Genomic DNA, 19,762 nt, shown 5'->3' with positions numbered 1-19,762 from the left:
CCTAGAAGAGCAGTACATCCCACCACAATTCCGCCAATGACCCCGCTGATGAGCCAATTTGAGACTGCCACTACGAGCACCTGGAGAGGCTCTCGGCCCGTGCTTCGAACACGGGCACACTGTGCCGTGTTGTTTATACGCCTAGGAGGGGTGTGTGATGGCTGAGACCATGTGGTCGCGGCAGGATTGTTTTGTTCGTGCGTTTTGGGCTCGGCCTGGTGAGAGTCCTGGGTGGGCTGCTGATCGGGTGATGGCGTTATTGGGGTTTGTGCAAGCTCGTGATGCGTCTTTGGGTTCGAGTCTGCTGCATATTCCCTGGGATGGTTCGCGTGCAGAACTGCAGCGTTTGTTTGAAGAACTGCCTGTTGTGGATGACCACGGCAAACCGACAACCGCGTGGGGATACGCCGACCCCGGTCTATTGATCACGGGATACGAAAACAATATCAGTGTGGATTTATCCATTGGCTCTGATTCAGTAGGCCGCAGGATACCGTTGCATCAAGTTACAGCCTCTGTTGAGCGGTTATCTCCGGAGCATACGAAGGCTTTGAGTGAGAGTCTCTTTGAGGGATTCGTCCTTGCCTTTGATCCGCTGTATGTGGAGATGGTCACTCTTGATGAGCTGTTGATGTGGCATCGGTTGGAGTGGCAGATTCGGCCTGGTTATCGGATCTGGCTGAATGATGTGGTCGGTGAGATCTCATGGCTTGCCGATGGAATGACCTCTCAGCGTATGGGCAGCGGCACGGTGTACTCCTGCCCTGATGACTGGACCAGTCAGCAGGTTGTTGACGCCTGGAAAGCCGTTCTTGAACGCAGCGGGCTGGATGAAATACCGCGTGACCTCATCCAGAACATGGACGTACCCGACTACCTGCCCGTACCCGACCAGGTACGCATCATTGCACCCAAATGGGCCGACGAAAAAGAAAGTGACGAAGTCACAGAAACACCACACTGCGCACAACCACCCGAACCAACACCACCAGCCGAACCAGCATCATTTGAAGACTCTGCGTCTGGGCAGGGGGAATCGGGCATGGGCCAGTTTGTGTATCGACAGCAGATCACGGGCCTGCGGCCAGGTGACCCCCGACACCACCACCCGGCCAGGAACAGCAACATGAACCTCAGCGGCACTCCCGCCTGGACCCTCGGGCTCATAGCACTTTTTCCACTTCCGACACTCAACTCAGCCCTCGCCGGCGTTGTCATGCTTGTGGTGGGACTCAATCAGCGGAACGTCGGCGGCACTGCCGCGCAGAACGGCGTCAACGCAGCAAGCTGGGGTCTTCTGCAGATAGTGGTTCCGGCCCTGTTCTTCATCACCATGACAGTCGGAATGATCACCGGCGAAGATACTGAAGCTGGTCTCCGCATGCCTGCCCCTCTTGAAATGGCACTGCCGATATTCGGCATCACGTGGATATTCCTGTCTATCGCACACCTGGTGGTAGTGATCCTTGGCATTGTGAAGTCAAGTCGCGGAGAAGTCTTCCGGGCGCCGGTTCCGCGCATCTTCAAAACTTCGGGGCAGTAAGGACACTGACAAGTTCCCTCGGCGAGCCCGCCGAGGGAACAATGGCCCGACATACCACCAGCCCCACACAAAAAATTCCCGGGACATCGAGTGAACGATGTCCCGGGACTTCACACCGCGCGCCACGAGGGATTCGAACCCCCAACCTTCTGATCCGTAGTCAGATGCTCTATCCGTTGAGCTAGTGGCGCACGCCCTTGCGGACCTGACCAACTATACACAGGGTTGCGACGAAACCCAAAAGCCGACTGCGTGAGGCTCCCCACAACACAAGAACACCCCCGCAACCGAACCACGCCAGCGGCCATCGGAACCCAAAACACACGCGAATGCAAGAACACGTCATTGCAACGAAAGAATCGGTCTGTCTAACTTCAGAAACGCGTCATAAACCATCGGTTTGTGAGCCAATGCACATGATGAACGGCCCGTTTTCCTCTCCAGCGTACATTTCACGTTCCTACGGTTGGCTTGTCTCAAGAACACCGAAAGCTTGGAGAGAAAGCATGACCGTCATCGACCGTGGCTCAGTCGAAGACCTGCTCGCAGGCGCACCCACGAAGAACGAAAAGATCCTCGAATTCGTCAAGCGCGCTGCCGAGCTCACCACCCCGGACCGCATCGAGTGGATCACCGGCGAAGAAGACCAGCGCCAGGCCATCACCGACCAGCTGGTCGAAGCCGGCACGCTCGTCAAACTGTCCGAACCGGCAAACTCCTACTACGCAAAGTCCGACCCGGCAGACGTTGCCCGCGTTGAATCGCGCACCTTCATCAACTCTGAAAAAGAAGAAGATGCCGGCCCTCTGAACAACTGGATGGACCCGCAGGAAATGCGGGCCAAGCTCAACGAGCTGTTCGCCGGTGCCATGCGCGGCCGCACCATGTACGTCATCCCGTTCGCAATGGGACACATCGATGCCAAACACCCGCAGTTCGGCATCGAAATCACCGACTCGCCCTACGTTGTTCTGTCCATGCAGATCATGGCCCGCGTCTCCACAAAGGTTCTTGACGCAATCGACAAAAACGACGGCAAGTTCGTCGAATGCATGCACTCGGTGGGCGCTCCGCTCGAACCGGGCGAAGAAGACGTCGCCTGGCCGTGCAATGAAACCAAGTACATCACCCACTTCCCGGAAGACCGCTCCATCTGGTCCTACGGCTCCGGCTACGGCGGCAATGCCCTGCTGGGCAAGAAGTGCTACTCCCTGCGCATCGCCTCGGCTATTGCCCGCGATGAAGGCTGGCTGGCCGAGCACATGCTCATCATCAAGCTGACCAACCCCGAAGGCGAATCCAAGTACATCGCCGCCGCCTTCCCATCGGCCTGCGGCAAGACAAACCTCGCCATGATCACGCCGACCGTTCCCGGCTGGAAGGCCGAAACACTCGGCGACGACATCGCGTGGATGCGCTTCGGCGAAGACGGCCAGCTCTACGCCGTCAACCCCGAATACGGCCTGTTCGGCGTTGCTCCCGGCACCGGCTACTCAACTAACCCGACCGCCATGGCTGCAATCGACGCCGGCAACAACATCTTCACCAACGTCGCCCTGACCGACGACAACACCGTGTGGTGGGAAGGCAAGACGGACGAAGCACCGGCCCACCTGACTGACTGGAAGGGCAACGACTGGACACCCGAGTCCTCAACCCCGGCAGCCCACCCGAACTCGCGCTTCTGCACCCCGATCGCGAACGTCCCCACGGCCGCCCCGGAATGGCAGGACCCCAACGGCGTTCCGATCTCCGCCATCCTGTTCGGCGGACGCCGCAAAACCACCATGCCGCTGGTCACCGAAACCCACGACTGGCAGCACGGTGTGTTCATGGGCTCGGTCCTGTCCTCAGAACAGACCGCCGCCGCCGAAGGCAAGGTCGGCGTTGTCCGCCGCGACCCCATGGCCATGCGTCCCTTCATCGGCTACAACGTTGGCGACTACTTCCAGCACTGGCTGAACATCGGCAAGACCGAAGGTGCCAAGCTGCCGAAGATCTTCTACGTCAACTGGTTCCGCCGCGACGACGACAATTCGTTCCTGTGGCCCGGATTCTCAGAGAACTCGCGTGTCCTCAAGTGGGTCTTCGAACGCGTTGTCGGCACCGCTGACGCCGTTGACACCCCGCTTGGCAAAGCCCCTGCCGAAGGCGCGCTGGATGTTGACGGACTCGACGCCACACCGGAGCAGCTGCAGAAGGCACTTGCCATCAAGCCCGAAGAATGGGCTGAAGAGCTCAAGTCGATCGAAGAGTGGTACGCAGAACTCGGCGACCACGTTCCGGCCGAGCTGCGCGCAGAAGTCGACAAGCTTCGGCAGCGCCTGGGTCTCGCCTGACCCCAGCCGCCGCACAGGCATCGGCTGACAACACAGACCAGCGAGCGTCCGACTTCAGGTTCACGAGCCACAACCGAGGTCGGGCGCTCGTTCTGTGTCCGGCACATCAACTGTGCGAAACACCGTGTTTCTCTTCGTGAAATTCCCCTTTTCACACCGCGTGCCGCCCGTTACCGTGAGGGGACGAGATGACACTTCGGTGTCGCCCAATCGCGGAGAGGAATCTTCAATGACTGACAACCCTCAAGGCACCATCGACCAGCTGGAGTTCGACGCTCTGATTGAAGGCGATCAGATCGCAGGCAGCAAGGTCTCCATCTACATTCCCACCAAGGTCTCCGGCGGCCAGGACAAGATCGCCGCCGGGCAGATGCGCGATCAGCTCAGCGCGGCGAAAGCGGACCTCGAAAGCGCGGGTCTCAGCGGCAGCGAGGCCGCGGCTGTCGTCGAACCGGCCCAAAAGGCCCTCGATGACCCTGAGTTCTGGCTGCACACAAGCCGCGGGCTGGCAGTTTTCGCTGCCAATGGCTTCTATCGCATCTTCCGGATTCCACTCGAAGTCCCAGCACTGCGCACAGTTGATGACCACTTCAACGTGGTTCCGCTGGCCCCCATGCTCGAACAGTCCGGCCGCGTCTACGTTCTTGCTCTCGCAAAGAACTCTGTCCGCCTGTTCGACGCCAGCCGCAATCACATCGAACAGCTGCCGCTGGGCGCAGTTCCCGAGAACTTCGATGCCACCGTCACGGAACTTCCGGAGCACAACCTCCAGTACCGTTCCGCAGGCGGCGAGCGCACTGGCTTCTACGGAACCGGCGGAGGTTCTGACACGGAAGACCACCTGCGCGAAAACTTCCTGCGCCGCGTAGGTGAAGGTGTTGCGGCTGAACTGGGCACCGCTCGTTCACAGCCGCTGGTTCTGGCTTCGGTGCAGGAGTATCTGAGCCCGTTCAAGAGCCTGTGCCCCTACCCGAACGTCCAGGACGTCGTCATCCCCGGCAACCCGGAGCAGACCCGACCCGAAGAGCTCCGCTCTAAGGCCTGGGAAGTGCTCAACGACAAGGTTCAGGCTGACGAGGCCGCTGTTGTCGAACGCGCCCGCTCGCTCATTGCCGCCGGCAAGGGCTCCTACGATCTGGGCGAAATCGTGCAGGCGGCCGCCGAAGGTCGCGTGGACACGCTGTTCACCCCGCGGGACATCAAGCGCCTAGCCGCGACAAACGCCTACGGTCCGGCAAGCCAAGCGATCATCGCCACCGTCGCCAACAAGGGCACGGTGCGCACGGTCGCTGAGTTCCCGGAATCGTCGGAGGCTGTTGCCACCTTCCGCTACTGACCCACTCCCCTTCCCCAACGGACGAGGTGGAGCTGCAGTGTTCTGCAGCTCCACCTCGTGTGCTGTTGCGGAGTGGGTTCAGGCGATGTTGAAGCGTGCAGCGGCGTATTCGGCACCCCAGGTCAGTACGTCGCGGGTGGCTTCCATCATCCGGCCGTAGTGCAGGAAGGAATGGAGAGCACCTTCCTCCATGTGGAATTCGTGGTCCTTACCGTGTGCGGCGAGCGTCTGGGCGAGAGCGCGAGAATCATCGGCCAGCGGATCGAGTTCGGCGCCGACGATGAACATGGGCGGCACCGGTCGGGTGTAGTCGGCCGACAGTGGGTCGATATAGGGGTTCGCTTCGTGCTGAGCTTCCCGATAATAGTAGGCCTCGCGCATTGAGTCGAGGTCCGCCATGCTCATACCGTCCCACCAGCCGCCGTACAGGCGCATGGTGGCGGAATCCCGCAACCCGTATGTGCCGTAGTAGAGCAGGAGTGAGCGAATCGAATCAAAAACGCTGCGAGGTGCGCTCTGGTCTGGGCTGAGACCCGCGGCTTGGGCCGCTGTGTGGGGTTCATCGCGCAGAAGCAGGGAAGCTGAGAGCGAAAGAATAGCCCCTGCTGAATCCCCGGCGAAAGACAGACGGCGTGGGTCGATGCCGTGTTCTTGACCGTGGGCTGCGAAGTAGGCGGCGGCAGCGGCAACTTCGTGCAGAGCCTGCGGGAAGACGGTCTCCGGAGTCAGCGAATAGTCCACGGCGACGACCGCCGCCCCTGATTCTGCGGCCAGAACTCGCTGAATCCGGTCGTGGGTATCAAGATTGCCGACAGTGAAACCACCGCCGTGAACAAAGATGATCACCGGAAGGGCGTCGTTTTCCACCGGACGATGAATGCGCACGGGCACAGTCGCACCGGCCAGCGACAGAGTGAAGTTGTCAGTGCTGGCCATCTGCGGGCCGCCCTCGTTCCAGAATGCACGTTCGGCGTTGTAGTCGGCGCGCATCGCTGCGACGGGGTCATCGCCTGCGGTGTTAGAACCGCGAGCTTTGTCCGTCCCACTAGATGTGCGCGCAAGCTGATGTCGGACTACCGCAGTCTGCTCCGGCGTCATGGCGCGGCGAATATGTGCAGGAATGGATTCAAAAGTCTGTTCGTCAGCCATGAAACCATCGTCTCACCCACACCAGACAAGGAAAACGCCCCGGCGATTCTGTGAACCACCGGGGCTAGGCGCGGAGTTGGAGGGATTTGAACCCTCGGTCCCCAAACACGAGGACTTCACCTTAGCAGGGTGACGCTTTCGACCGCTCAGCCACAACTCCAGGCAGATACAGGTTACAGTCCAAGCGCCCCGGGAGCAAAAGCGCACCCTTCCGCCGCCAGTCCAGTGCACCACCCGCCGTGCGTCGCAGCACTCGTCAACTGCATGGTCAATGTTCTCTATGCTGCTCACAGGCTCGATACACTTGCTGTTCAGCCGAGGGCCATATACTCACCAAGCCGCTTCTGACGGCGGCACGGCTGCACACTACGAGGAGACGACACGGTGACTGATTCCCACGACACCACAGGCGGCTCTGGCTCCGCTAACGGCGAATACACGCCGGACGGTGGGGGCAGTGCCGAGAATGGCTTCTGGGCTGATCTTTCCTCTCACCATGTCCTCCGCGCTTCATCGCGCCCCAATTTCCGCGGCGACAAACCCACTGGATCAGACAGCGATCACCCCACCCATCCGCACAGTGTCCGGTCGGCCGCAAAACCTGAAGACCACCCCACGCACCGCTTTGACGGGCCCCTCCCGTCACGGCGTGAACTTCGCGAACAGAGAGAACTCGAAGAGAACTGGTACTTCACCGACGAAGACGAAGAAGAAGACGATTCGGACTTAGAGTCGGCATACACCACACACCACGGCTACGCCGAAGACGACGACGCCCAGCCGCGCCACGGTCAGCGCGGCGGCGACGGATTTCCCTCTGTTGTCACGTGGACGACCCTTGGAACCATGCTGCCCGGCCTTGCCATCATTCGCCGCGACCGCAGGTCCATCGCCGGATGGGTTCTGCTGTCTGGCTTTCTCCTGGTCATTGGGGCACTCGTTGTCTCGGCCCTCATCTACGGTCCGACGGCGTTTGCCAGCCGCATAGTGTCCAGCCCGAAGATCCTGCGATTCACATCGATTGTGCTCATTGTAGGACTCATCATCTGGGTCCTTGTGATTCTGCGTTCCTTTGCCGTGTCCAAGCGCGGCTTCCGCATGCCGCGGGCACAGAAGGTGCTCAGCTGGATCCTTGTGTCCAGCCTCATTGTGATCGTCGGCATCCCCTTGGGCGTTGGTGCGGCCTACGCCAATGTCACGGCCACAGCACTGTCGAAGGTCTTCGGCGAAAACGGCGCCAGGGTTCTCAAACGCGAGGATCTGTGGGCAGACCAAGAGCGGATCAACGTCTTCCTCATCGGCCAAGACAGCGCCGACAACCGCGAGGGCGTTCGTCCCGACACCATGCTTGTTGCCAGCATCAACACCCGCAGCGGACAGACAACTCTCATATCGGTTCCGCGCAACCTGGCCTTCCCCCTGTTCCCCAAGGACTCGAAACTGGCCGAAACGTTCCCCAACGGGTTCCGGCCCACCGGCAACCCTTCGGAGGACCTCATCAACGCGGTGTGGGACTGGGCCGAAAACTCACCGGAAGCGGTTGGCGACACCCACGGCCTCGAACCGGGAATGTTCGCCACCATCCAGGCGGTTGAGGCCTCCCTGGGGCTCAAAACGGACTACTGGACGGCCGTGAACATGAAGGGCTTCTCCGATCTCATCACCACGATGGGCGGAGTTGAGCTCGACGTCGAACGCCCCATCCCGATGGGCGGCGGCACCAACCAGACCACCGGCGCAAAGAACCAGATCTTCGGGTGGATCGACCCGGGCCCGCAGCACCTCGAAGGCAAAAAGGCACTTTGGTACACCCGCAGCCGCGACGGTGCTGACAACTACGACCGCATGTGCCGTCAGCAGCGTTTCCTCAAGGCCGCTCTCGAACAGATGAGCCCGCAGGAAATGACGTTGAAGTACCCCAAGCTGGCAGCCAACGCATCTGACAACATCCGCACTGACATCCCGCTGTCAGACCTCAGTGCCTTTGCTGACCTCGCCATGATCATGCGCAACACCGAAGTGAAGTCCGCACAGATCACCAACGACGTCGTGGCTACTCTCAGCCCTGATTACGACGCCCTGCACGCCTGGGTGAAGGAACAGACGCAGTCGGGCGACGACAAGAAGGACTCTGACAGCGCCTCCGGTCCTAAGAGCTCATCGGGCGGCAACACAGACAGCGCAGACGACTCTGACAAGTCGCAGGGCGCAGACAATTCAGACAACGACACCCAGGCTGACTCCGGTTCGGCATCAGACCAGTCGGGGTCGGGCGGAGAAGACGAAGAACGCGGCCGCGGCGCGGAAACCGCCGACGGCAAGTGCTACCCGCACGGCTACACGCCGGGCGACCCCTGGCCGGGCTACCCGCACAACGACCAGCTGCGCGGAGGTGCCAACAGCGAAAACGGTGCCGATGGCTGACATTGCGATCATCGGCATGGGCCCTCGGGGCCTGACTGTTCTCGAACGTCTGGTTGCACTGTCCTGCGCTCAGCCTGACGAGGCGCTGCCCCGGCTGCACATCCATGTGATCGACCCGTTCCCGCCGGGTGCCGGGAGGGTGTGGCGGACGGATCAGAGCCCGTCTCTGCTGATGAACACAACGGCTGCCGAGCAGACGGTGTTCGCAGACGATTCGTGCGGCGTGCCGAACCCAAATCAGGGCCCGTCGATGGCCGAATGGTCGTCTGACCCGCGCAGCCCAGGATCCTATTTTCCCAGCCGCGTTGAGTACGGCCGCTATCTGCGCGACTCCTATCAGCGGATTGCATCCCGGGCTGAGGGCTCCCAGGCAACACGCATCATCGAACACCAGGCGCGGGTGACGGACATTGCCGAACCAGGCGGCACGGACAGTCAGCAGGTTCTGCGCCTGTCCGATGGCAGCCGGCTGGCGGTCGACTTCACCGTGCTGTGCGTGGGTCACATTGAAGCGCGCTTGACGGATGAACGTCGCTCCTACGCTGAGCTCAGCCGCGAACCCGGCGTTGAGTACCTGCCGCCGTGGCTGCCGGCGGAAACTCCCGTCAACCGCCTCAAACCGGGCGAACCTGTGATCTTCCGCGGGTTTGGGCTGAACTACTTCGACCTGCAGGATCTGCTGACCACGGGCCGGGGCGGCCGTTTTACACAGAATCCTGACGGCACCTTGAAATACCACCCCAGCGGGCTCGAACCGGTCCTGGTGCCGTCCTCCCGCCGTGGTGTCCCCTACCGGTGCAAGCCGATCACACAAGCGCACCCACTTTCCGAATGGCAGCTGCGCTACTTCATTCCGGAGAACATCCGAAATCTGGCACAGGCCCAGGCGGCAGAGGGGCAGAAGCTGAGCTTCAATGACCACCTGTGGCCGCTGATCCTGGCTGACATCCGATCCGCTTGGTATCGCACGCTGTACCGCGTGCGCCCCGAGGCATTCAGCGCTGACCCCGTTCACATGCACGATGCGCTTACCCACTTTGTCACCGAACACATTGGGGTTCGCGCCGGTCGCACTGAAAAGGGAGGCCGGGCTGCCGGAACCTCCCCCGCGGGACTGTTGACCCAAGCCTCCCCCAACTGGGTGGCCGTTGAACAGCGAGTTCTTGCCGACCCCGGCTTTGCGCTCGATCTGCACCGGCTGCTGCGCCCCATGGAAGGTGTCGAGTTCGCCGAACCGGACTCTGATCTGCGCGAATGGATGCTGAAGTTTCTGCGCCGCGACCTCGCCGCAGCACAGGCGGGACCTTCGGGCTCACCCGGCAAAGCCGTTTTTGCCGCTCTGTGGGCTGCCCGCAATCTGCTTAAGACCGTCGTGGTTGACGGCCTACTGGACCCGTTGAGCTTCACTTCCGAAGTCCGCGGCTGGTTTGAGGGCTTTGTGTCCGGCATCTGCGACGGCCCTCCCCCGCAGCGCTTTGCCGAGCTGATTGCGCTGACAGAGGCAAGGCTTGTCGATTTCGTCGGCCCGGGCGTGCAGATCAAAACCGTGGGCGGTCCCGGCCGCGGCCACTTCGTGGCCACCAGTCCCGCCGTAGACAGGCCGATTCGCGCAACAGCCCTGGTGGACGCTTCGACACCGGCGAACAACGTCCGGTTTGCCGATGATGAACTCATGAACTCGCTGCTCGACCGCGGCCAGGTGCGACCCGCTGTCGTCACGAGCCCGGCGGGTGTCGATATGCCCCTGACTGGTCTCGATGTTGACGGTCCTTCCTACCGCACCGTCACTGCCGACGGCACAGTCCACCCGCGCCGCTTTGCGTTCTCCATCCAGCTTTCAGCTGTGCAGCTGGGCCTGGCGATTGCCGCCAACCCCAACGCGCGAGCACAGAGCCTCATCGATGCCAACACGATCGCTCAGGCGATCATCGACGACCTCACCTGACCTGCACACAGCAGAAGACGAGGCGGAAACTCAGGTGAGTTTCCGCCTCGTCTTCTTCAGCTGATCACACGTACCGGTAGGCGGGCCTGCGCGGCACCGTGACGGTTCGCTTGCTGGCGATTGCCGCCAAGGCCGCGGCGGCACCGACAATGAGCCACACCACCAGCTGCCCGACGGCCGCACCGGCACCCGGTGTGCCCGACGCCAACGCGGTGAAGCCAGAAACAGCAGGAGCCGGCGGCAGCATGTTCACCAGCGACACCAGCCCGGTCGGTGCGGTGCTGATCATGTTGACCGACAAAACGGCCACTATGATCGCCGCCGACAGAATCCGGCCGAAGCCGCCCATCAGCGCCGTGAGTGCAAAGTTGATGACGGTGAACGTCACACCCGCCAGCAGGGCCAGAAGGAACATGCCCGCAAACGTTCCAAAGCCCAGACCCCAGATGAACTGGAATAGGACGGTCATGACAAAGGCGTGGATGACCGCAATCGCCAAGCCCGGCGCCAGCGATTTCAGACCCACCTGCCACGAGGGCCGACCGGATGTAACAGCCGAAGCGGGCACAGCACGCAGGACCGTGTAGGTCAGCAGCGAGCCGATCCACAGCAGCAGGGTGAACAGCACGCCGATGACGCTGTTCTGCGACAAGGCGCTCAGCTTCGCCGTTTCACCCGGCACGGACGCCGCCACCACGTCCGACAGCTGCGAACGATGCGATTTGTCGTAGGTGGGTATTTCGTCCTTGCCCTCTTCGAGTTGGTCGTAGAACTCGCCGGTGCCGTCCTTGAGCTCCTTCGTGCCGTCAACGAGTTTGGGGGTGTTGTCTGACAGTTCCTCGGTGCCGTCGGCCAGCTGGTCGACCCCGTCGGTGTATTGGCCGACGCCGTCGCGGTACTTCGAAGCGCCGTCGGCAAGCTTGTCCGAACCCTCAGCAGCGTCACTGATGCCATCGGTCAGCTTGCCCGTGCCCTTGTGAAGCTTCTCGGTTCCGTCGGCAAGCTGCCCGGATCCGTCCCGCAGCTTCTTACCTGCGCCGAGGACTTCCTTCTTGCCTTCCTTGAGTCCGTTGACGCCCTTTTCAATGTCTCCGAGGTTGTCCTCGATGCCCGAGTTGAGGTCACTTGTTCCATCGGCAAGCTTGCGCAGACCCTGCGGCAGGGTGAGACCGGAGTCGCCCTTGGTGTGCAGACCGTCGCTGATCTTCTGCAGCACCCCCACCGAGGCGGAGCTGATTCCCGCTGCGAAGGCCCGTTCGGCTGTAGCGCAGCTTGTCTTGGAAACCGCACTGCCGAGTGCCTTCTGAAGCTCGGGGTCGAGGAGGGTCTTCTGGACTTCTGGGGAAACTCCCGCTTCGCCCATGGCCTTCTTCAGGTCCTTCTGGAACTGCTTGGCGCCCTGCTTGCTGATCTTGGAATCGGGTGACGGGCACAGTGCCGCACGCGCCTGCGAGACTTCCTTTGCTGTCATCAGCCCAGCGGCCTGAAGGTCATCGAGGCTTGTGGCCTTCGACGTTCCGTCGGCGTTCATGAGCTTCTTGGCCGCGGCAAGCTGCTTGTCGACGTCCTTCTGCATGTCTTCCACACCAGTGGCGATGGTGTCCATGGAGCTGTCGAGCTTGTCGGCAGCGTCGACGGCTTTTTTGAGCTTGTCGGCGTCGAACCCGTCCAGCGCTTTGACAACCTTGTCGATCTCGCCGGTGTATTCGACGATGCCGTCGTGCAGGCTGTCAGCGCCCTTGTACAGCTTCTTCGTCTGACCGGGAAGTGACTTCGTTTGGTCCTTCATGGTGTTCAGACCAGACGCGAGCTCGTCGGCTCCGTCAGCCAGTTCGTCGGCTCCGCTGCGCAGATCTTTGCCCTTATCGGACAGCTTCTGAGCACCCTTGTCGAGTTCCTGCACACCGCTGTCCAGCTGTTCGGTGCCGTCCAGCAACTCACCGGCGCCATCGTCCAGCTTCCCTGCACCGTCAGCGGCTGCCTGCATCTGCCCGGAGATTTCGTTGAAGCCCAGGTAGATGTTGTCGAGGTACTTCTTGGCGAAGTCCTTGTTGAAGCTCTGGGTTGCCGCCTGCGTGATCGCCTTGGCGATGATGACGTCCGGCACCGGCTTCACTTTGGACTGCTGAATGTCGATCGTGGCGTGTTCGGCGTTCTTGCCGTCGTCTTCGGAAATCGACATGACGCGCTCGGAGAAGTTCTTCGGGATAGTCACAACCGTGGCGTACTTGCCGTTGCGCAGACCCTCTGCGGCGTCCTCGTCATCTGACAGCTGCCAGTCGAGGTTGTCCTGGTCTTCGTCATCCGGCGCGATGAGAGCGGCGGCCAGCTGGCGGCCCAACGGCACGGTTTTGCCGTCGATTTCGGTGCCGTCGTCGTTGTTGACGATGGCTCCCGGAATGGTGTGGACTTTCTCTTCTGCCCCTTGGGCAGTCACCACATAGCCGCCGGCTACCAGCAGCGGGATGAGCAGCAGACCGATGATGGTCCACCATGTCACCCGCTGACCGGCAGCGGCTCGTTCAAACTTAAACATGGTGTGTTTCCCCCGTCAGGTGGACAGACTCTTGGTGCGCATCAGCATCCGCTTCCGCAAAAGGCGAATGGTCGGAGCTGCGGTGAAGGTCTAGGAGTGTGTATTCGGAGTTCTTCGGCAGCATCCAGTCGGAATCCGCGGTGACAAGACCGAGGATCACCGCCGAGCCGCGCTGGAGTGATGAGTCGATCAGCCGCTTGAGCAGAGCCGCGCTCTGTGAGTCCTGCGGCTGGTCAGCGTGGTCGATGACGACCAGCTTGGGCGGATCTTGGATCATGCGGTAGAGCGAACGATGCGACGGTGCCGTCGAATCGTCGCGCGGACTCATGACGATCAGCGGCAGCGCTCGCCGGACGTGCCCACCCTGTTCTGGCATAACCCAGTCGAGGATCTTGAGTTCGCCCTCAGAGATCGGCATGCGGCCCGACAGCGCAGTGACAAGAGCCGATGATCCAGGCCCGGTGACGGCGAACACCTCGCCGGGTTTGAGCGCAATGTTGACCCCGGAGACCAGCTTGCCTTCCGCATCGCCGACGTCACCGCGAACCGAGCTCCCCTTGTCCCGGGGTCCGTTGATGCCGATGTCCTCACCGTAGAGCAGGTAAGGCGAGTCCTTCTGCGGCCAGTCACGCTGTTCAACAAGGTGAGCAAGGCCTTCGCCTTCGACATCGAAGTGGGGCAGGATCTTGTCGAGCTTCTTCGGCAGCCACCACGACTTTTCACCCAGCATCGCCATAACGGCCGGGCCAAGAGTCATGCGGATGAGGAAAGCGTCAACGGTGATGCCCACCGCCAGGCCCAGCGCGATTGACTTGATGATCGGCTCGCCAGCGGGCACAAACGCTGCGAACACGGCGAACATGATGAGTGCCGCGGCCGTGACAACACCGGCGGAAGCCAGGAAGCCCCTCTCGATTGCTTCGCGAGCAGGCGCCCCGTGCGCATAGGCTTCGCGCATACCGGACACGAGGAACACCTCGTAGTCCATGGCCAGGCCGAACAGGATGCCCATGAGGATGATCGGCAGGAACGAAATGACCGGACCCACCTGTTCAATGCCGATCGCTTCGGCTCCGTGCCCTTCCACAAAGACCAGTGACACCACACCGAAGGCGGTGATGACCGACAGGAGGAAGCCCAGAGCTGCCTTGATCGGCACCGCCACGGACCGGAACACCATCATCAGCAGGACAATCGACAGACCCACGACGAAGATGCCGAAGGGAACCAGGGCCTTGCCCAACTGGCTCGATACGTCGATGGCCACCGCAGTCGAACCTGTCACCGCGGTCTCAAAGCCGTACTTGTCCTTGAAGTAGTCGTGCATGTCGCGGATCTTTTCGACGACTTCTTCTGTGCGCGGATCGTCCGGGCCGTACTCTGGGATGACCTGAACCATCGCGGTGTCGGCGTTTTCATTGGGGGTCGCCATGGCTATCTGCTTGACGCCGTCAACCTTTTCAAGGTCCTTTTTGATGTCATCGACGTCCTGCAGCGGATCATCGCTGGTGATGATGTCCGCGGTGACGATCAGCGGGCCGTTCGCACCGGGCCCGAAGTGCTTTTCGGTGAGGTCGTAGGCGATTCGCGGTGGTGTGCCTTCGGGCTCACCGCCGTTGTTCGGCAGCGCCAGCTGCAGTTTGGACGCCGGAACGGCAAACAGGCCGAGGCCCACAACCACAATGATGACCGTCAGCGCTGGCACCTTCGTGACAATGTGCTCCCAAGTCCGGAAGATCCGCGTTGCCGGGCGCTCCTTCTTCGGCTTGGCCTGCCGACGGGGGCTGTCGGCCTGGGCGTCTTCGGATGTGGCTTTCTTTTTCTTCTTCGGCATCATCTTTTCGCCGAAGAAGCCCATGATCGCCGGAACCAGTGTCAGGGCCACAAGGACGGCTACTGCAACGGTTGCGGCCGCACCGAAGCCCATAACCGACAGGAAGGGAATGCCCGCGATTGACAGTCCGACAAGGGCGATGATGACCGTCATACCGGCGAACACAACGGCAGAACCGGCGGTGGCGGTTGCCCGTGCCGCGGATTCGTGGGCGCTGTGGCCTTCCTCGCGGCTGAGCTGGCGAGCGCGCGAAATGATGAAGAGCGCGTAGTCGATTCCGACTGCCAGGCCCAGCATGAGCGCAAGCATGGGGGCGGTGGAGTTCACGGTGGCGAACGCCGTTGTCAGCACCACCAGCAGCAGGCCGATGGCTACGCCGACAATTGCGGTGACCAGCGGAATTCCGGCTGCGATGAACGATCCGAAGGTCACAAACAGCACGAAGAAGGCCACAACAACGCCGATGCCCTCCACCCAGGAGATTTCGATGCCGGTGACCTTGAAGATCTCACCGCCGGCAACGACCTCGGTGCCTTCGGGCAGTTGGGACTGCAGATTGTCAGCTGCTTTTTCAAGATCCGTTTTGACTGAGTCGGGCAGATTGGCCTCTGCCTCGTCGTACTGGACATTGAGCAGAGCGGCGTTGCCGTCATCACTGATCGAACCTTCGATGATGTCGTCGTAGGGGCTCGTTGCACCGTCGACGTGGTCGTAGTCTTCGATTTTCTCGGCAGCTGCCTCGATCGGCTTCTTGTATTCCTCGCTTCTGAGGTCGGCGCCTTCTGGGGCGACGATGGTCAACTGGCCGCGACCACCGCTGACCTGCGGAAATGTGAGCTCCAAGTTGTCAAGAGCTTCCTGGGACTGGGCACCGGGAAGCTCGAATTCATCGGAGAAGTCGTCTGAGAACAGCGCAACGCACCCGCCGAGCAGGGCGAGTATGGCAAGCCATACGGCAACGGTTGTCTTCCGTCGACGGTAGGCCGCCGCACCGAGTTCATAGAGAAAAGACGACATTCAGGAGCTCCGAACAATCGTGAAGTTACTGGCCAGTAGTAAACGTACTCAGCGATGTTAGCAACTGAGCGCTTCACCGTCGCCCAGAAAACCTTAAGTCAAGTATGACGCGCGGACCTGTGAACCCAGCTCACACCCGCTGACGCTGCAACCGCCCATACGGCTCGCGCAGCCGGAGCAATGCCCGAAAACACGCTGATCGTATGCAATGAGAACGCCGAGCGCGCCAAAAGAATTTCACCGGAAGCAACTGCCTACAGCCTGTTGCGGCGTCAGGGTGCCTGCAAGACGACTGTGCGCATTTTCACGTACTGCGGAACTCCCGGGCTGACGGCAATCTTCCGCTGGGCGGGATCAATGCGAACACTGGCCAATGTGGCCGTTTCGAGAGTGCCGCCGGGTTTTGGCAGTTTGGCCACGCAGCCAGAAGCCAGGTCTGAACACAGAAGAGGCACAAGATCCTCCGCGCACTGCGGCACACCGGCGCAGCTCACTGCGTCCTGCAGAAACTCCAACCGGTCAAAGGTGTTGGCGTTCGGCGGGCTGAGCAGGCCGGTCTGCGCGAACTCACCATCCAAAAAGTGGTTGGTGTGCACCGCGTAGCCGCGCTGATCAAGCACACGGGTCCTACCAGCGCTGATTTCGACCATCGCCGATTGTTCAGAGTCGATCAGCGTGATGACCGAACTGGACGACAGGGGTGCGTCTTCAATCATCCGCACCGCCTCGTCAACACTTCCGGCAACCCCTAGGATCCGCGCGAGAACAGAGTGCACAGGAACTCCACCAGGCGCATCGTCAGTGGAGAACAGAATGTTGAGAAAACACCCCAGACCAGCCGAATTGACCCCTATTTTGCCGGTCATGCCGTACTCGGCGAGACCCGCGTAGCCGTAGCCGCCCGGCAGAGCAGCCACAGAGTGCAGGTGCCACAGGTCTGCGAACTCCGGATACCAGTCCCACGTCTGCGCGCCAACGCACGGAGCGCCCGCACCGGCACCGGCGGCTGGATCCGCGGCACCGGCGGCACGGTCTGCGGCAAAGGTGATGGTCGAACATTCCGAAGGTGCCGAGGTGGAGCTTTCCTTCCGCGGTCGATCCAGCTGGGACGGGAGTGCGGAGCGGTCCGCGAGCGTCATGATTTCCGTGCGGGCAATGATGACCATGAGGTCAGCGGGCGTAAGCCCCGCCCCCATTGCAGCGCCGGTGACTTCTTGATGCTGGTCGGGGTCCCAGTCGCGCAGCGCGGCGAGGGAGTCTTGTGCCGCTGCTTTGACCGCGCTGTCCTCTATGCCGAGGGTTTGGAACAGATGCGTGTAGCTTCTGTGTGCCGAACGGATCCTCTGCGCGGTCTGCGTGGCCCTCGCCATCCCACGCATCTGCGGGGTGGGGCCGCTGACCACAATCGATTCGGAGCGGACTTCGTGTGGAACCGGCATGTGAACTCCTCGCTGCTGGAGAATCTGCTGTATGCGAAGCCTATCGGCTGTGCCAACACGGATGGGCGTTCACTGGAACTCCGGCTGCCCACATGTGGGAAGCGGTGTCCATAAGAGCCGCGAAGCGCGCAAAGGACCCCGGCGGCAGATCAGAAAGGTCCGCAGTCTTTTCTGCGATGAGTTCAAGGGCTCGATGTTCCGGTGCGGGGTGTTCTGGTGTGCGGGCTTCACGGGTGCGGCGGCTGTCGGCTTGGGGGCTGGCCGCTGACTGGGCGGCGTCTGCGGTGTGTCTGGCAGCGTCTGCGACCGCGGCGGTGCGTGCGGTTCGGGCCTGCACAATCTGTTGGACTCGGTCGTGCAGACCGCAGAAGGGACGGCCTTCGCCCGGGAGCACCAGCGTGTCAGGCGGCAGCTGCTCCAGCTTTCTCAGCGAATCCGTGTAGGCACTGACCGCGCGGGGAAGATAGCCGACATCCAAGCCCAGGCGGCCTTCGGGCGATTCTTCTTCCGGCAGCACGTGATCGCCGGAATACAGGATCGTTCCCTCGGGGTGATCTTCCACGAACACCGTGTGGCCGAACGTGTGGCCGGGCGTCCACACGGCCCGCACGGTGCGGCCGGACAGCGGCAGGTGAGCGCCATCGGCCAGAAGCACCGTGCCGGCGGGCACGCGGGGCACAGGAACTTCAAAACCAGCCGTGGGCGCTTTGCCGTCGCGAATGTCTTTAAGCGTTTTGAGTTCGTGGCCGTGGATGCCACACCAAATGTCCGGCTGGTTCAGCGCCTGCAGCATGCCAGCATGACCGTAGTGGTGGTGGGTCACCGCTGCGCCGTTCAGCTCATTGGGAGTGAAGCCCGCCTGCTCGATTCCCGCCATAAGAGCGGTGAGTCCTTCGCGGCTGCCCCACCCGGTGTCTATGAGGCTGAACCCAGTGTCTTCTGCAAGCAGGTAAGCAACGGTGTGCCCGCCAAAAGGTGTGGGCACCGGAATCGCCCACGTCCCCTCGACCAATTCAGCAGCGGCACTCATGGTGCTCATTGTGTCAAGGGACAGTTCGGGCCGACGGTGGGCTGTGCGCCGAGGCACCTGCTCACCGCCGGTCCGAACGTCGCCGGGCTGTGTCAGCCGCTGGCTATCAGAAGTACTGGTTGAGGAGGTCTTCTGCCATTCCGTCCCATTTCGCGTAGGCGTTGGGGAATGCGGAAGCCTGAACAGCTTGGGCTGCATCACCGGGTGCCATGGTTTCCCAGCCCGGAATCTGGAGAAGGCCATTGGGTGACACTGCGGGATTCACACCGTAGAACGATTTCGCAGCGAAGACAGGGTCTTGGACCTGTGCGGGATTGCCCCATCCGGCGGAGGGACGCTGCTGGAACAGACCCAGTGAATCACGGTCGCCGTAGTTGAGATTGAGCAGAGTTGATTCCTGCTGTGCGGTCATGAGTGCGATCTTGATGCCCTGGCGCGGAATATTGTTGTCCTTGCCGACCTGGATGATCGTCTTGACATTCTCGATCTGCTGCGGGTTCAGCTGCTGCTGTGCAGCCGCCTGTGCTTTGGGAGACACTGCCGGTTTGGTGCCTTCGGTGGCCATGGCGGGGCCTGAAGCCAGGACTCCGACGGCGGCAATTCCGGCGGCGATTGCGGTGGTCGTAGAAATACGGGTAAGCGTCTTCACGGACTTCGCTCCTGTTTTCGATTGCTTCTGTTTTTGTCAGCCCCTGCTCGCGTCGTCTGCAGGGCCCTGCAGGGCGGTGCCGGGGAAGTCGAAGAAGCGAATCTCCGGGGCTGTTTTTACGATTCCACGGCTGCAGCCGCCCTTCAACAAACTGCGAGTCAAAGGAGTCTCAGTGTTCCTTGGCCGTTTCCCAACCTTCCGAAACAAGAAGAACCGGGTCGGCACCTCGGCGTCGCGACCAGCTCCCACCCTTCAGCAACAAAAACTCCCGATAGCAGTGGTTGTTTTCGCGCAGATCCCGGCCAGCGGGTGTCTCCTGCACAAGATCAGCGGCGCCACACCGCGCCGCGCGCACCACCCCGCTGCCCAAACAGAAAACCCCGGCAGTTCATTGAACTGCCGGGGTGTCCGGCGGTGAGTGTGGGATTTGAACCCACGGAGCCCGTGAGGACTCAACGGTTTTCAAGACCGTCACATTCGGCCGCTCTGTCAACTCACCAGATGCGCACAGCGCCTGACCA

11 protein-coding genes and 3 tRNA genes are annotated in these 19,762 nt (G+C 61.5%); 5 read left to right on the top strand and 9 right to left on the bottom strand.

All coding sequences use genetic code 11. The annotated features are described in order from the left end of the window. The first annotated feature begins 157 nt into the window (after nucleotides 1-157). Nucleotides 158-1,543 (top strand): DUF4870 domain-containing protein, encoded by a 1,386-nt coding sequence (locus tag HMPREF3162_RS11680; protein WP_141759578.1) that lies wholly within the window; start codon nucleotides 158-160, stop codon nucleotides 1,541-1,543. 118 nt (nucleotides 1,544-1,661) lie between these two features. On the opposite strand, the gene HMPREF3162_RS08895 is transcribed toward HMPREF3162_RS11680, so the two are convergent. Continuing rightward, nucleotides 1,662-1,734: transfer RNA gene (locus HMPREF3162_RS08895), tRNA-Arg, on the bottom strand. Between the two features lie 315 nt (nucleotides 1,735-2,049). Here HMPREF3162_RS08895 and HMPREF3162_RS08890 point away from each other — a divergent pair. Together HMPREF3162_RS08890 and HMPREF3162_RS08885 are read left to right on the top strand one after the other, a co-directional pair. Next, a complete protein-coding gene (locus HMPREF3162_RS08890; RefSeq protein WP_070777640.1) occupies nucleotides 2,050-3,882 on the top strand; it encodes a phosphoenolpyruvate carboxykinase (GTP) in 1,833 nt (610 codons plus the stop codon). 229 nt (nucleotides 3,883-4,111) lie between these two features. Further along, a complete protein-coding gene (locus tag HMPREF3162_RS08885) occupies nucleotides 4,112-5,218 on the top strand; it encodes a baeRF3 domain-containing protein (RefSeq protein WP_070575536.1) in 1,107 nt (368 codons plus the stop codon). 78 nt (nucleotides 5,219-5,296) lie between these two features. On the opposite strand, the gene HMPREF3162_RS08880 is transcribed toward HMPREF3162_RS08885, so the two are convergent. Both HMPREF3162_RS08880 and HMPREF3162_RS08875 read right to left on the bottom strand, forming a co-directional pair. Continuing rightward, nucleotides 5,297-6,367 carry an alpha/beta hydrolase fold domain-containing protein gene (locus HMPREF3162_RS08880; protein WP_070777639.1) on the bottom strand — a complete coding sequence of 357 codons (1,071 nt, stop codon included), beginning with the start codon at nucleotides 6,365-6,367 and terminating at the stop codon, nucleotides 5,297-5,299. A 71-nt stretch (nucleotides 6,368-6,438) separates the two neighbouring features. Next, a tRNA-Ser gene (locus HMPREF3162_RS08875) sits at nucleotides 6,439-6,527 on the bottom strand. A 224-nt stretch (nucleotides 6,528-6,751) separates the two neighbouring features. On the opposite strand from HMPREF3162_RS08875, the gene HMPREF3162_RS08870 reads away from it, so the two are divergent. Both HMPREF3162_RS08870 and HMPREF3162_RS08865 read left to right on the top strand, forming a co-directional pair. Then, on the top strand, nucleotides 6,752-8,791 hold the full coding sequence (locus HMPREF3162_RS08870) for an LCP family glycopolymer transferase (RefSeq protein ID WP_070777638.1): 2,040 nt from the start codon (nucleotides 6,752-6,754) through the stop codon (nucleotides 8,789-8,791). Beyond that, complete coding sequence (locus HMPREF3162_RS08865; RefSeq protein WP_070777637.1) at nucleotides 8,784-10,736, top strand: FAD/NAD(P)-binding protein; 1,953 nt, start codon at nucleotides 8,784-8,786, stop codon at nucleotides 10,734-10,736. The genes HMPREF3162_RS08870 and HMPREF3162_RS08865 overlap by 8 nt, the downstream gene beginning before the upstream one ends. Before the next feature lie 64 nt (nucleotides 10,737-10,800). Here the strand turns inward: HMPREF3162_RS08865 and HMPREF3162_RS08860 are convergent, their stop codons facing one another. The 6 genes from HMPREF3162_RS08860 to HMPREF3162_RS08835 form a co-directional block, all read right to left on the bottom strand. Beyond that, nucleotides 10,801-13,272, bottom strand: a complete 2,472-nt coding sequence (locus HMPREF3162_RS08860; RefSeq protein WP_083318968.1) for a YhgE/Pip domain-containing protein — start codon at nucleotides 13,270-13,272, stop codon at nucleotides 10,801-10,803. Beyond that, nucleotides 13,265-16,123, bottom strand: coding sequence for an MMPL family transporter (locus HMPREF3162_RS08855; RefSeq protein ID WP_070777635.1), 2,859 nt, complete (start codon nucleotides 16,121-16,123; stop codon nucleotides 13,265-13,267). The genes HMPREF3162_RS08860 and HMPREF3162_RS08855 overlap by 8 nt, the downstream gene beginning before the upstream one ends. Before the next feature lie 272 nt (nucleotides 16,124-16,395). Beyond that, a complete protein-coding gene (locus HMPREF3162_RS08850) occupies nucleotides 16,396-17,562 on the bottom strand; it encodes a C45 family autoproteolytic acyltransferase/hydrolase (protein WP_070777634.1) in 1,167 nt (388 codons plus the stop codon). 40 nt (nucleotides 17,563-17,602) lie between these two features. Continuing rightward, nucleotides 17,603-18,592, bottom strand: coding sequence for an MBL fold metallo-hydrolase (locus HMPREF3162_RS08845; RefSeq protein WP_070777633.1), 990 nt, complete (start codon nucleotides 18,590-18,592; stop codon nucleotides 17,603-17,605). A gap of 106 nt (nucleotides 18,593-18,698) precedes the next feature. Next, nucleotides 18,699-19,241, bottom strand: coding sequence for a peptidoglycan-binding protein (locus tag HMPREF3162_RS08840; RefSeq protein ID WP_070575559.1), 543 nt, complete (start codon nucleotides 19,239-19,241; stop codon nucleotides 18,699-18,701). Between the two features lie 412 nt (nucleotides 19,242-19,653). Then, nucleotides 19,654-19,740: transfer RNA gene (locus HMPREF3162_RS08835), tRNA-Ser, on the bottom strand. Nucleotides 19,741-19,762: the final 22 nt, after the last annotated feature.

Source organism: Brevibacterium sp. HMSC07C04 (genome assembly GCF_001815905.1).
Lineage (GTDB): Bacteria > Actinomycetota > Actinomycetes > Actinomycetales > Brevibacteriaceae > Brevibacterium.
The sequence above is the reverse complement of the archived record's forward strand: the minus strand, read 5'-3'. Positions and strand labels throughout refer to the sequence as shown.